General features: G+C 61.6%; 14 protein-coding genes. 8 read left to right on the top strand and 6 right to left on the bottom strand.

Annotated elements, in window-relative coordinates:
- Positions 1-26: 26 nt before the first annotated feature.
- From SB772_RS22595 to SB772_RS22580, 4 genes are read right to left on the bottom strand one after another with little or no spacing between them, the layout of a single operon-like run.
- Positions 27-803: an SDR family oxidoreductase gene (locus SB772_RS22595; protein ID WP_410835429.1), complete on the bottom strand. Its 777-nt coding sequence runs from the start codon at positions 801-803 to the stop codon at positions 27-29.
- Positions 796-1,884: a Rieske 2Fe-2S domain-containing protein gene (locus tag SB772_RS22590; protein WP_410835428.1), complete on the bottom strand. Its 1,089-nt coding sequence runs from the start codon at positions 1,882-1,884 to the stop codon at positions 796-798. The genes SB772_RS22595 and SB772_RS22590 overlap by 8 nt, the downstream gene beginning before the upstream one ends.
- A 49-nt stretch (positions 1,885-1,933) precedes the next feature.
- Positions 1,934-2,245, bottom strand: a complete 312-nt coding sequence (locus SB772_RS22585) for a recombinase-like helix-turn-helix domain-containing protein (protein WP_410835427.1) — start codon at positions 2,243-2,245, stop codon at positions 1,934-1,936.
- Position 2,246: 1 nt separating this feature from the next.
- Positions 2,247-2,561: a non-heme iron oxygenase ferredoxin subunit gene (locus tag SB772_RS22580; protein ID WP_341317331.1), complete on the bottom strand. Its 315-nt coding sequence runs from the start codon at positions 2,559-2,561 to the stop codon at positions 2,247-2,249.
- A gap of 441 nt (positions 2,562-3,002) precedes the next feature.
- Here SB772_RS22580 and SB772_RS22575 point away from each other — a divergent pair, with 441 nt between their 5' ends.
- Positions 3,003-4,076, top strand: a complete 1,074-nt coding sequence (locus tag SB772_RS22575; RefSeq protein WP_410835426.1) for a porin — start codon at positions 3,003-3,005, stop codon at positions 4,074-4,076.
- A 79-nt stretch (positions 4,077-4,155) separates the two neighbouring features.
- On the opposite strand, the gene SB772_RS22570 is transcribed toward SB772_RS22575, so the two are convergent.
- Positions 4,156-5,127 (bottom strand): IclR family transcriptional regulator, encoded by a 972-nt coding sequence (locus SB772_RS22570; RefSeq protein WP_410835425.1) that lies wholly within the window; start codon positions 5,125-5,127, stop codon positions 4,156-4,158.
- Positions 5,128-5,363: 236 nt separating this feature from the next.
- Between SB772_RS22570 and SB772_RS22565 the strand changes: the two genes are divergently transcribed.
- The 7 genes from SB772_RS22565 (at position 5,364) to SB772_RS22535 (ending at position 10,918) form a co-directional block, all read left to right on the top strand.
- Positions 5,364-5,651 (top strand): hypothetical protein, encoded by a 288-nt coding sequence (locus SB772_RS22565; protein ID WP_410835424.1) that lies wholly within the window; start codon positions 5,364-5,366, stop codon positions 5,649-5,651.
- A gap of 111 nt (positions 5,652-5,762) precedes the next feature.
- A complete protein-coding gene (locus tag SB772_RS22560) occupies positions 5,763-7,451 on the top strand; it encodes an acid phosphatase (RefSeq protein ID WP_410835423.1) in 1,689 nt (562 codons plus the stop codon).
- 156 nt (positions 7,452-7,607) lie between these two features.
- Positions 7,608-7,967 carry a DUF3564 domain-containing protein gene (locus SB772_RS22555; protein WP_410835422.1) on the top strand — a complete coding sequence of 120 codons (360 nt, stop codon included), beginning with the start codon at positions 7,608-7,610 and terminating at the stop codon, positions 7,965-7,967.
- Between the two features lie 337 nt (positions 7,968-8,304).
- Entirely contained in the window at positions 8,305-9,054 is a 750-nt protein-coding gene (locus SB772_RS22550) for a DNA/RNA non-specific endonuclease (RefSeq protein WP_410835421.1), read from the top strand.
- Positions 9,047-9,307, top strand: a complete 261-nt coding sequence (locus SB772_RS22545) for a hypothetical protein (protein ID WP_341317324.1) — start codon at positions 9,047-9,049, stop codon at positions 9,305-9,307. Before SB772_RS22550 ends, SB772_RS22545 begins: the two co-directional genes overlap by 8 nt.
- Before the next feature lie 328 nt (positions 9,308-9,635).
- On the top strand, positions 9,636-10,013 hold the full coding sequence (locus SB772_RS22540; RefSeq protein ID WP_410835420.1) for a hypothetical protein: 378 nt from the start codon (positions 9,636-9,638) through the stop codon (positions 10,011-10,013).
- A gap of 365 nt (positions 10,014-10,378) precedes the next feature.
- Positions 10,379-10,918, top strand: coding sequence for a DUF962 domain-containing protein (locus SB772_RS22535; protein WP_410835419.1), 540 nt, complete (start codon positions 10,379-10,381; stop codon positions 10,916-10,918).
- Positions 10,919-10,954: 36 nt separating this feature from the next.
- On the opposite strand, the gene rarD is transcribed toward SB772_RS22535, so the two are convergent.
- Complete coding sequence (gene rarD, locus SB772_RS22530; RefSeq protein ID WP_410835418.1) at positions 10,955-11,851, bottom strand: EamA family transporter RarD; 897 nt, start codon at positions 11,849-11,851, stop codon at positions 10,955-10,957.
- Between the last annotated feature and the right edge of the window lie 241 nt (positions 11,852-12,092).

Below are 12,092 nucleotides of genomic sequence, written 5' to 3'. Positions count from 1 at the left end.
CTCTTTCTCCTTACGATTCGACAAGATCAATTCATCACGAAGCCGCCGTTGACCGGCAGCAACTGGCCGGTCACGAAACGCGCGGCATCGGACAATAGGAACAGCACCGGCCCGGTGACGTCGTCGGGCACTTGTGCGCGCGTCAGCGCGCGGCCTTGCAGGTAATACTGATGACGCTCGGCGGGCACGTACGCGGTGGCCTCGACTTCGGTCAGGCCCGGCGCGATTGCGTTGACGGTTACGTTGTGCGCGCCGAACTCGCGTGCCAGCGAACGCGTCATCGAGATCACCGCGCCCTTGCTCGCTACGTACGCGAGCAGCTTCGGCGCGCCCCACATCGCCGTATCCGAGGCGATGTTGACGATGCTGCCGCGGCCCGAGTCGCGCAGGTACGGCAGCGCCGCGGTGCTCATGAGCCACGTGCCGCGCACGTTGACGTTCATCACGGCGTCCCACGTCTCGACCGACAGCTCGTCGGCAAACCTGCCACCGGAGTTGGTGATCGCCGCGTTGTTGATCAGTGCGTCCAGACCGCCGAGCTGCGCTGCGGCCTGATCGGCAAATGGCTTGATGCTGGCGGGGTCGGCGAGATCGAGCGGCAGATACGTGATCGCATGGCCTTGCTCGGCGAGCAATGCCGCCAACGCGCGGCCTTCGTCGTGCAGCACGTCGCCGAACACCACTTGCGCGCCGGCTTGCGCCAGCGCGCGGACGAATGCCGCGCCGAGACCGCGCGCGCCGCCCGTCACGACGACGCGCCGGCCTTTGAGTGCCGACAATGCCAGTGGCGCTTCGTTATGCATGGCTGTGGCCTGCTGCTTCGGTGTGAGCGCTTGCAGCCTGAGCGCGATGCGCGTCCAGTTCAGCGAAATGCTGTTGCGCGCGCTGACGGAACATGCGGCGCACACGCGTCATGCCGACGTCGTGCTGATAAAGAAATTCGTGTTCGCGTGCATTCGGCGCCATGCTTTCGAGCACGTAACGGTCTTGCTCGAGCACGACCCAGTGCAGCCCTTCCAGGCGGTTGCGGTACATGAAGCGCCATGCGTCGCGCTGCCAGCCCGACACCTTGCGGGTGCGCCAGAAGTAAACCTGGCAGTTATTTTCGTCGACCGGCGTGGCAAAGCCGATGATCCCGAAGTTGCCACCCGGGCCGAACTTCTTCTTGTACGGAATCGCGAGACGCATCCACAGCGCGCCGGTTTCGCCGAGTTCGACCCAGTCGAAGTTCACATCGCGCTGGCCGACCTTTTCGAACATCAGGCCCGTTTCGGTCTTGCGCACGCGCATGTCGGCCTGCTTGTCGCCTTCGGCCATCGAGTGCGAGGTCGCGTGCAGATACGCGCCGTGCATCGGATCCATCACGTTGTCGATCGCGTACTGGTAATTGCACTTCCAGTTCGACATGCACAGGAAGTTCGCGTACGCCTCGCCGACCAGTTCTTCCGGCAGCACGAGCGGTGTGGGTTCTTTGTGCGCTTCGTCGCCGAACCACAGGAAGATCGCGCCGGCGTGCTCTTCGACCGGATACGACTTCACGCACTTCTGGCCTTCCAGCGGACAGTTCGACACAGCCGGCACTTTGGTGACCGTGCCGCCACCGTCGATTTCAATGCCGTGATACCAGCACGCGACGCTGCCGCCAAGGTTCCAGCCGAGCGACAGACGCGCGCCGCGATGCGGGCAGCGGTCTTCGAGCGCGCGGACTTTGCCGTCCTTGTCGCGCCACAGCACGATCTGGTCGCCGAGGCGCGTGATGCCGACCGGCGCGTCGCCGACTTGCCAGCTCGGCGAGACCGGATACCAGTAGTTGCGCAGACCGCGGTCCAGATAGGACCGAATCGGGTCGGCCGCGCCTTGAGTCGTTGTATTGGGGGACGTCATGAAGAGACTCCGGATACGGATGCGATGGAACGTGGTCGGGAAAGCACGCTTAGTCGGCGAGCAGACGGAATTCGGCGGCGAGGCGTTCGGCGTCCCACGCATTGCCCTCGGGTGTGCGGAAACCCACGCCATTCAAGCCGTCGACGACTTCCTGCAACTCCATCGCGCCGGCTTCGAAGACTTTTTCGAGCGCATCGCCGAAGTCGTTTTCGTACTGGGTCGGCTCGGCCTTACGCGTTTGCCAGATGAAGTTTTCGGTCTCGCCCGGCTTTTCGATCACGCCTTTGCCGGCGACGTTGTTCGGCTGCGGCGCGAGCCACGGCTTCAGGAAGGGATTGAAGTTCACGGCTACCTCTCGCATGTCATTCCACCTTGATCTGGATTTCTTCGCCGGCGAGACGTACCGAGTACATCTTCAGGTCGCGGCCACCCGGCTCTTTCAGGCATTTGCCGGTCGGGATATGGAACACGGCTTCGTGCAGCGGACATTCGACGGTGTCGCCGTCGACAAAGCCCTGCGTCAGCAACGCGTACGCATGGGGGCAGACGTTTTCCAGCGCGTACAGCGCATCGCCCACCTTGTAGATGCCGATTTCGGTGCCGTCGAGCTTGAACTCGATCGGCGCGTCCTCGGACAGGTCGCCGGCATGGCCGGCGCAGCGCCATTGTTCAGTCATTTCTCGCCTATCTCCTGGAGCCTTATGTTCCATATAAGGAACATCAGTTCGTGTATGGATAATTATAGGATTGGCTTTGGCGAGAAGAAATAAAAATCGAGATAGCTAGGGGAAAACACCGAGTGTGGCACCCACAACACAGCGTCGCGCGGACTGACGTGAGTGGCCGCGCTGGCCTCAGAGCCTTTCCAGGCATGGGTTTTCGGCCTATTTTCAGACAAATGCCGATGCGCTCATGCGGGTTTGTACGGGGTCCGAAAATTTATTTTGACCGCTTCCAGACTCACTATAATTTTCCATAGGCGATACAAGCGCCCATAGATGGAACATAAAGCGTGGCAGTTTTGGCGCATAAACCCAAAGCTGCATCAACCCACAGTACGGATCAGGGATGACGGAATCGCGAAGGCGCTAACCGTCGTGTGATCAGGAGAACCAACGGTGAAGCACATCATCGCAGCCGGCGTAGCGGCAATCTGCGCAACGACAGGCGCCTGGGCGCAGAGCAGCGTGACGCTATACGGCAGCCTGGATGCCGGTGTCGCGTACATCAGCAATGCGGGTGGCCATTCGAAGTGGATCGAGGAACAGGGCAACATGCAGCCGGACCGCTGGGGCCTGAAGGGTGTCGAGGATCTGGGCGGCGGTTTGAAGACGGTCTTCCAGCTGGAGAACGGTTTTTATACGAACACCGGTAACTTCGCCAAAGCCGGCACGCTGTTCAATCGCCAGGCTTTTGTCGGACTGAGTTCGGACCAGATCGGCACGCTGACATTCGGCCATCAGACGCCGTTCAGCTTCGACGTGCTGGGTCCGTTGAGCACGGCCTATCTGGCTGCGAGCTGGTACGCGTTCCACCCGGGCAATATCGACGAACTCGCCGACACCGGCGTGGTGCCGTTCGACAACTCGATGAAATTCCGCTCAGCGAGTTTCGGCGGCTTCTCGTTCGGCGCGATGATGGGGCTCGGCAACACGACCAACTTCTCGACCGGCAAGACGCTGAGCTTTGCGCTGAGCTATGCGAACGGTCCGTTCAAGGCCGGCGCGACGTACGCGAACGAGCATGACCGCACGCCGTCGATCGTGACAACGGGCATCACCAGCTTCCAGGGCGTCGCGGCCGCGAACTACACGGCGAGCAAAGTCGAGAACATGGGCGCGGGCGCGTCATACCAGTTCGGCAAGCTGCTGGTGCATGGCTTGTACACGCGCGTGAAGCTCGAATCGTCGGGACATTCGGACACGTATCAGAGCTACGACGTCGGCGCGAATTACCAGTTCACGCCGTTCAACAGCGTGGCCGGCGGCGCCGCGACGACCACGCTGGCCGGCCATCGCTGGACGCAGTTCGAGATCGGCGATATCTACGCGCTCTCGAAGTCGACGCAGTTGTACGTGAATGCGCTCTACGAGCGCGCGGGCTCCAACACGAACGCCGCGTTCTTTACTGCGGGTGTGTCGAGTGGCCGGAACCAGACGATTCTCCTGACCGGCATCCACCACTCGTTCTGATGCGAATAATGTCGATGGTGTAAAGCAAACGGCCCGGCTGTTTTCACAGCCGGGCCGTTGAACATGGGCAAACGCGGAATCAGTTCGCCGCAACGGGTTTGCGGCGCGCTTGGGCCGCGGTCGGATCATCCGGCCGCGGGCGATAGCTGAGCCGTTCGGACAATTCGAGCGCCGCCTGGCACACCGCGATGACGAGCGGTTCGCGTTCCCCCGCTTCGCCGATATCGGAACGTGGAATGGTGACGGTCAGCGCGGCGACGATCCTGCCGCTTTGGTCGCGTACCGGCGCGCTCACCACCGAAATCCCTCGCTCGAACGACGCTTCGCTCAACGCGTAGCCGAGCGCCGCACTTTCGCGCACTCTGCCGTACAGCTCTTCGACAGTCGCCGGCGTGCGCTCGGTGAAGCGTTCGAGTTGCGGTTCGGGATACAACTGACGCAATTCCTCGAAGCTCAAATCGCCCATCAGCACCTGCCCATGCACGGTGGCATGCGCCGGCAAACGCGTGCCGACATGCACTTTCACCGAACTGAACATCGGCTCATGGGTCTGCGCCTTGGCGACGAACACCACATCACGCTGATCGCGAATCAGCAGATGCGTGCTCAGGCCGGTCGCATCGCGCAAGCGTTCGAGAATCGGTGTGCCGACGTCGGTGAGTTCGAGCGAACTCAGGTATTCGAAACCGAGCCGCAGCACCGCGACACTCAGGCGGAAGTAGCGGTCGCCATTGACACGCTCGAGAAAGCCGAGTGCTTCGAGCGTCTGCAATAAACGGAAAGTAGTGGTGCGCGGAATGCCGATGCGCTTCGACAATTCGGGCGCGCCGAGTACCGGCTCGCGCGCGCTGAATTCGGCGAGGATGCGCAGGCCGCGCTCCAGGCCCGGCACGAGGTAGGTCGATCCGCCGGTGCTCTCTTCGTCGGCGGAATCGGTGGAATCAGCGCTGTCCGCCTGGGGCGGCGCCGCTTCGTCTCGAGGAGCGGGCGCTGCCGCACCGCGCGGCCTCGCTTGCTTGCGCCCCGCTCCTGTCTGGTCTTCTTTTGCCATCTTGGCTGCCGTTTCTGCTGTTCATCGTTTACAGATCAGCATGATAGCGCGAAGCATGGGGCGGCCATTTATCTGGCGGGCGGCGCAGCGGGCATCGCGAGCGCTCATTTGCGGCTGCTGGCAGCGCAGTTTGTGCACCGCCACCCTTTCGCGCGGTGCTATCCTTTGATGCGGTTCGTAGCGCCGGGCCATTGCGCCGCGCTTTCGCTCCTCGCTCGCGTCCGGAGGGCACGCTCATGTCCGATTCCATCCAGATTCAGGTCGACGACTCGCATCTTTATCCGGGCTGTGCGGTGCGCATCGCGCACCTGCCCGAGCCGGACCGCGCGGCCGCCGCGATAGTCGAATTCGCCGACGGCTCAGGCGCACACGCCACCTGCCATCGCCGCGCGCCCGACGAACTCGAATTGACTGTCGACGGCTACGCCACCCAAAGACGCCATCCCGTCGACGCCAGGCATTGGCTCCTGCTGGCCGTTGACGCAACGCACAACAGTTGGCGCGTCAAGCGGCGTCTGCCTTAAGCTGGCCCGGCCGGGCCAGTCCGAACCTCAAACCGTCGTCGCGCGCACGTCGCCGCGAGCAGCGCTTTGACGCCCGCTTTGACATCCGTCACACAAACTGCGAAAACACCGATGACCGATAACGACGCCACCCTGCCGCCCAATCCCGACGACGCTCCTGACGATCCCGAGCGCCGCCGCGTCCTGACGGGCCTCGCAGCGGTTGGCATGGGACTCGCGCTCGCCGGCTGCCACACGGCTGAGCAGAGCGCGGCGAACGGCGCCGCGCCGCGCAGTGCCGCCGACTTGCGACTCGACGCCGCGCTGCGCGACCAGGTCCGCCATATCGTGGTGATCTACGCCGAGAACCGCAGCTTCGCCAACCTGTACGGCGATTTTCCCGGCGTCCAGTACCCACTCGATGCAGTGACAGCCGAGCGTTACCTGCAGTTCGACCGCGACGGCAAGATACCGCTGCCGCAGTTGCCGAAGATCTGGGGCGGCCTCGTGCCGCAGGCGCAGGAAGTAGACGGCAAGCGCTACATGATTGGTGAACGCGATATCGGCAGCTTGCACAACCGGCCGTTCCACATCACCGACGCGCAGGGCACGCCGCTGCCGAACGGCGTCATTACGCGCGACTTGGTGCATCGTTTCTATCAGAACCAGATGCAGATCAACGCCGGGCGCAACGATCAGTTCGCCGCATGGAGCGATTCCGGCGGCCTGGTGATGGGCCACTACCGCAATTCCGCCGACACGCTGCGTCTATGGAATCTCGCGCGGCAGTACACGCTATGCGACAACTTCTTCATGGCGGCCTTCGGCGGCTCGTGGCTGAACCACATCTTTCTGATCTCGGCGCAGGCGCCGTTCTACCCGGACGTGCTTAACAGTCCGGCGAAGAAGCTGGTGTCGGTGGTGGAAGGCGACGACCTGACCGGCACGCGCCTCAAGCTAGCGGCGAATTCGCCCGCGTCCGCGCTCGACGGTCCGCCGAAATACGTCAACGACGGCTTGTTCACCGCCGACGGCTACGCCGTCAACACGATGGCGCCGCCCTATCAGCCGAGCAACGTGCGCGCGGCGCCAGGCGGCGATCCGGCGCTCGCCGATCCATCGAATCCGCGCGTGCTGCCGCCACAAAAGCTCGCGACGATCGGCGACCGTATGACGGACAAGGGTGTCGATTGGGCGTGGTACAGCGGCGCGTGGCAATACGCACTCGAACATCAGGACACCGGTGCCGTCCCCGACTTCCAGTATCACCACCAGCCGTTCAACTACTTCGCCAATTACGCGCCGGGCACTGCGGCGCGCCGCAAATATCTGCGCGATGCGGGCCTGGGCAGCGAAGCGTCGACCAATCGCCTGCTCGCCGATATCGATGCGGGGCGCCTGCCGTCCGTCACGTTCTACAAACCGCAGGGCGATCTCAACATGCATGCGGGTTATGCCGACGTCGAATCAGGCGACCGGCATATCGCGCACGTCGTCGAGCATATTCAGCGCAGTGCGCAGTGGGCTAACACTGTGGTGATCGTCACCGTCGACGAGAACGGCGGCTGGTGGGATCCTGTCGCGCCGCCCAAGGGCGATCGCTGGGGGCCGGGATCGCGGATTCCGGCAATTGTAATTTCGCCGCTGGCGAAGAGAGGGTATGTCGATCATACGGTGTACGATACTAACTCGATCCTGCGATTTATCAGCCGCGTGTATGGGCTGGCGCCGCTTGATGGGGTTGTGGCGAGAGATCGCGCTTTTGCGGAGAATGGCCTGGCGCCGCTTGGCGATTTGACTAATGCGCTTGATCTTGCCTGAGCACACCGCCGCGACCATCACATGGACGCCGCTATCGTACAGCCACATGCATCGCGTCGAGTTTTTTCGTGCCGGATCGTCGTAGCTTTGGCTTGCATAACGCGCGTCGCGGCATAGACTGATAGAGCCATACTTCGCAATTTGTACGGAACTGCCATGCGCCTGACCATCCTTATCAACGGTTCCGATCCCACCGTTAGCCACGATTACGCTGTGCTATGGCTCGACACTGAAGAGCACAGGTGGTCGAGAGAAGCGCATCAAGGGATCGATCTGCCCCCGTGGGGTGAATTACACGACAAAGACGGCGTCACCACGCTCTGCGCGCCGAGCGCGGACGCGCCGCTGTGCACACTGCGTGGATTACACGTGGACCGCAAACAGCAAGTAAGCGCAGCGCAAGGCGCCGCCGCATGGACAGCCGTGCCGACGCGCATGCAAACAAGCGGCTTCTGGCGCCTGCAAGCCGTCGACCGGCAAACGACCCACGCCGAACACAGCGTGTTCGGGAATTAACTTCCCGCGCTCTTTCTTGTCGCGCGAACGACCGTACGAATCGGACGGCGCCGCCTGAGCGCAGGCGGGCTTGTACGCCCGATTTGCAGCCAGTTCAACCGCTCTCGCACTTTTGCCGACGTTTAAGCCGTTCTTAAGTTTGCGTGCGTAGAGTTGGAAATCCACGCATTAGGGTCGCTGCAAGGCGGCCCATTTTTTTGTCCAAAGCGGTTCCGGTTGTCCTGGGTGCTCCGCGCAAATCCCCTCACAATTTCCGCTGTGTTTTCGTGCGTTCCACGTCGCTCGAAGCGGGCTTGCAACGCTATACTTGCGCCCCCATCCCTCGACCGATTGACTCATGAAGAAGTGGTTCGCCTGTCTGTTGTTTGCCGTCGCCGCTCACGCGAGCGCGGCGCCCTCCTGCACCCAGTTCACACCGAATGCGCAATGGCCGGTGCTGAGCAATCAGAAGATGGCGCCGAAAACGCGCATGCTTTGCTACTCCGATTTCGCCGTTCTGCATTCCGGTATCACGCATGGTCCACTATGGTCCGCCGAGCATCTGACGCGCGATCATATCGAAGCCGCCAAAGACATGGTGCGCACCAACAAGTTCTTCGAAGATGCGCGCCTGCCCGACGGCGAAGGTGCGACGCTGGCGGACTATAAACGCAGCGGTTTCGATCGTGGTCATATGAGCCCGGCCGGCAATCGCTGGAACCCGGAAGCGATGGCACAATCGTTTTCGCTCGCCAACGTTGTCCCGCAAAACCGCGAGAACAATCAGCGCCTGTGGGCGCGCATCGAAACCTCGGTGCGCAAAATTGCAAGGTCGTACGACGAGACTTACGTAGTCACCGGGCCGATTTTCAACGGCCAGCAATTGCAGACCATCGGGCCGACGCGCGTGTTTGTGCCGACGCAATTATTCAAGGTCGTCTACGTGCCGTCGAAGCGGATGGCGTTTGCGGTGGTGGTGGACAATGTCTCGACCAACCGTTACGACATCAAGACGATTCACGAACTCGAAACGGCGAGCGGTATGCGTTTTCCGGGCATTCCGGAGACCCTCAAAGATCAGCGACCGGGAGGACTGAAAGGTGTTTAAACCCTATTCGAACGATGACGACGTGCTCAACATTCAGGGCGATGCGCTCACCGTGAGCAACGGTACCACCCGCGTCGTGCTGAACGGAACACTGGAGCTCACGCAGGACCAGCGCGGACTCAAGGCGGCGCTCGCGCTCAAGGAAGCGGTGGATGCGATCGTCGCTGCATTGCAAGCCCAGACCAATCTGCCCGCCAAGGTAAAGGACGAGCCGGATGCGAAACCGGGGGTGGTGCAGAACCCGTTTCAATAACGCTTTAGCGAACCGCCGTAGTGCGAAGGCGCGGGATTTTTTCGCCGCCTTCGCCGTGCGCCGCCGGCTTAGCCTTTGCCGATCGACTCTAGTCACCTTCCGGATAAGCAATCCTTATCATATCGATCTCCAGAGCACCGCAAGCACCCTCTTTATTTCGATTGCGCACTGTCCTGGCAGTCGCCGATGCATCCCGACTTGTTTCAACCGTTACGTTTTGTCACCAGAGCACCGTCAACTCCTGTCTTCCGGTCAACGTTAAACCGGCAGCGCTGAAAAATCTCAGCCGCCACACAAGATTCAGCCGGTTAAACCAAGGAGTTAAACCATGAAGACGCTTTTCGCCGCTCTCGCTTCCGCTCTGCTCGTGTCGACCGCTTTCGCACAAACCGCCGCACCGTCGACCACGCAGCCGCAGCAACCCGCGCAAACGCAACCCGCTGGCCAGGCAAATCTGAAGGCAAGCACGGCTGTGCAAACCGGCGCCGCCGAGACCGGCACGGCCACGACGAAAGCCACGACGAAAGCGCATGTGAAAAAAGCTTCCACCGCTCACACCGCGAAGAAGCCGGTCCATAAAACCAGCAAGAAGAAAGACGCTGTCGAAGCGGGCGCGGACAAAACCAAAACGGGCAGCGCGAACGAGGCCAGCAATGCGCCGGTTAAAGCCGACGGCGCAAAAACCGACACGACCAAAACGCAATAACACGTGTCCGGTTTTCGGCACGCACCGGCGAGGCATGTGTAGTTAATCAAAGCCGAACCGTGCCGTTCAGGGAGGGCGAGTCTTATGACTCGCCTTTTTTTATGCGCTTTTTTATCCATCGTTTCTTCTCGCCGTGCACAGCGCGCATCGTTTTTTCACTCGGTGCTTTAATTTTTTCACTGCATTTGCTCAGAGACGTCTACTCTCTATTCAGAGTTGCGAGTGCGCTGAGTTTCTGCACATCGGCAATTTCGATTTCAGCGTAACGCAGCTTCAACACGCCTTGCGTTTCGAACTGCTTAGAACCGATGGTTTCAAATTCCGCTGCCCGCGATTATGTTGACTTTGATTAAGGAGAGGCATCCATGAGAACGCTGACCGAACAGCTGACGCAATACGCGGCCTACCATCGTGACCGGCGCAATATCGCCACGCATTTCATCGGCATTCCGATGATCGTACTGGCGCTGGCGGTGCTGTTGAGCCGGCCCGCGTTCATTTTCGGCGCACTGCCGTTTTCGCTATCGCCCGCGTGGGTATTGTTCGTAGCGGCAACGCTCTATTACTTCGTGCTCGACGTGCCGCTCGGCGCGTTGATGGCGGTCGTGTCGGTGTTGTGCGTCGCGTGCGGTCAGTGGCTGGCCGCGCATTCGACGCTCACCTGGCTGGCCTCGGGCATCGGTCTGTTCGTGGTCGGCTGGGTGTTTCAGTTCATCGGCCACGTCGCATTCGAGCATCGCAAGCCGGCCTTTGTCGACGACGTGATCGGGCTTCTGATCGGCCCGCTGTTCGTGCTGGCCGAAGCATTGTTCGGTTTCGGCTGGCGGCCTGCGCTGCGCGAAGCGATCGAAGCGCAAGTCGGCCCAACGCGTATCAACCCGGATCGTGCGGCGGCACATCGCTGAACACGCGCGTGCCCGTGCCGCATTCAGCCCGCACGCTCAGCGCGGCGCGAGGCGTACGAGCCGCACGCTATGCAACGCGGTCAGCGCGACCGCGATCCAGATCGGTATGTAAGTGGCCAACTGCTGCGCGCCAAGCGTTTCGCCGAGCAAGGTCACCGAGACCACCACCAGCAACACGGGCTCGACATAGCCGAGAATGCCGAACAGCGCGACCGGCAACAGGCGGCTCGCCTTTAGATATGAAGCCAGCGCGACGGTGCTGAGCGCGCCAAGGCCCGGCAACAGCAGGCACCACATGTCGAGACGGCCGGCGATCTTCGTCAGCGAGCCGCCGCTGATGACGAGCATGATCGCCACCGGCAGCAGCACCGACATCTCCACGGTGAACATCGCCAGCGAATCCTGGTTGATTTTGCGGCGCAGCACGAAATACGGCGGATAGCCGAGTGCGACGAGCAAGGTCGGCCATGAGAACGCGCCTGTCACCCAAAGTTCATGCACGACACCCAATGCGGCGCAGACGACGGCCAGCCACTGCAAGCCGTCGAGCCGCTCGTGATAGTAGAAGCGTCCGACCAGCACCATCACCAGCGGCAACAGGAAATAGCCGAGCGACACTTCGAGCATCCGGCCGTGCAGCGGCGCCCATAGAAACACCCACAGTTGCAAACCGAGCAGCACCGCGCCGACGATCATCGAGAGGCCAAGCACCGGCTCGCGGAACATGCGGGCAATCAATTGCCGGAATATCGGCAAGCGTTGGCGCAGAACGATCAGCAATAACGCGCCCGGTACGGTCCACACGATGCGCCAGGCGAAGATGTCGAGGCCGCTGAGCGGCGCGAGAAGTTTCACGTAACCCGACAGCAACGCAAATAGCGTGGAAGCGCCCACTGACAACGCGATCCCGCGCTTTGGGTCATACTGGTTCACCGGGTAGCCTGCGGCAGAATCGGGAACGTGTGCAGCGCAGCATGCAACGGTGTGGCCGAGGTTGTTGTCATCAAGTTTGGTTGTTCCTACCGTGCGGCAAGTCAATCAAGCACTGCGCGAGCACTGCGATTTTTTGTCGATATTCGATGCAAGCCGGCATTCTAGACGGGTTATCCGGTGACAGCACACGTACGTTTTCCGCGGCGTGCCGCATTTTTTCCGTGCGCATCGCGCGCCGATG

Origin of the sequence: Paraburkholderia sp. SIMBA_030 (assembly GCF_046535245.1) — a bacterium.
In the GTDB taxonomy this organism is placed as follows: domain Bacteria; phylum Pseudomonadota; class Gammaproteobacteria; order Burkholderiales; family Burkholderiaceae; genus Paraburkholderia.
This window is presented reverse-complemented; position numbering and strand designations above follow the sequence as displayed.

Excerpts from the sequence above, each read along its gene's own strand:
- SB772_RS22555 (WP_410835422.1), top strand. The coding sequence starts at position 7,608 with ATGCGCCTGACCATCCTTATCAACGGTTCCGATCCCACCGTTAGCCAC.
- SB772_RS22550 (WP_410835421.1), top strand. The coding sequence starts at position 8,305 with ATGAAGAAGTGGTTCGCCTGTCTGTTGTTTGCCGTCGCCGCTCACGCG.
- SB772_RS22535 (WP_410835419.1), top strand. The coding sequence starts at position 10,379 with ATGAGAACGCTGACCGAACAGCTGACGCAATACGCGGCCTACCATCGT.
- SB772_RS22585 (WP_410835427.1), bottom strand. The coding sequence starts at position 2,245 with ATGCGAGAGGTAGCCGTGAACTTCAATCCCTTCCTGAAGCCGTGGCTC.
- SB772_RS22580 (WP_341317331.1), bottom strand. The coding sequence starts at position 2,561 with ATGACTGAACAATGGCGCTGCGCCGGCCATGCCGGCGACCTGTCCGAG.
- SB772_RS22570 (WP_410835425.1), bottom strand. The coding sequence starts at position 5,127 with ATGGCAAAAGAAGACCAGACAGGAGCGGGGCGCAAGCAAGCGAGGCCG.
- SB772_RS22590 (WP_410835428.1), bottom strand. The coding sequence starts at position 1,884 with ATGACGTCCCCCAATACAACGACTCAAGGCGCGGCCGACCCGATTCGG.
- SB772_RS22565 (WP_410835424.1), top strand. The coding sequence starts at position 5,364 with ATGTCCGATTCCATCCAGATTCAGGTCGACGACTCGCATCTTTATCCG.
- SB772_RS22540 (WP_410835420.1), top strand. The coding sequence starts at position 9,636 with ATGAAGACGCTTTTCGCCGCTCTCGCTTCCGCTCTGCTCGTGTCGACC.
- SB772_RS22560 (WP_410835423.1), top strand. The coding sequence starts at position 5,763 with ATGACCGATAACGACGCCACCCTGCCGCCCAATCCCGACGACGCTCCT.
- SB772_RS22595 (WP_410835429.1), bottom strand. The coding sequence starts at position 803 with ATGCATAACGAAGCGCCACTGGCATTGTCGGCACTCAAAGGCCGGCGC.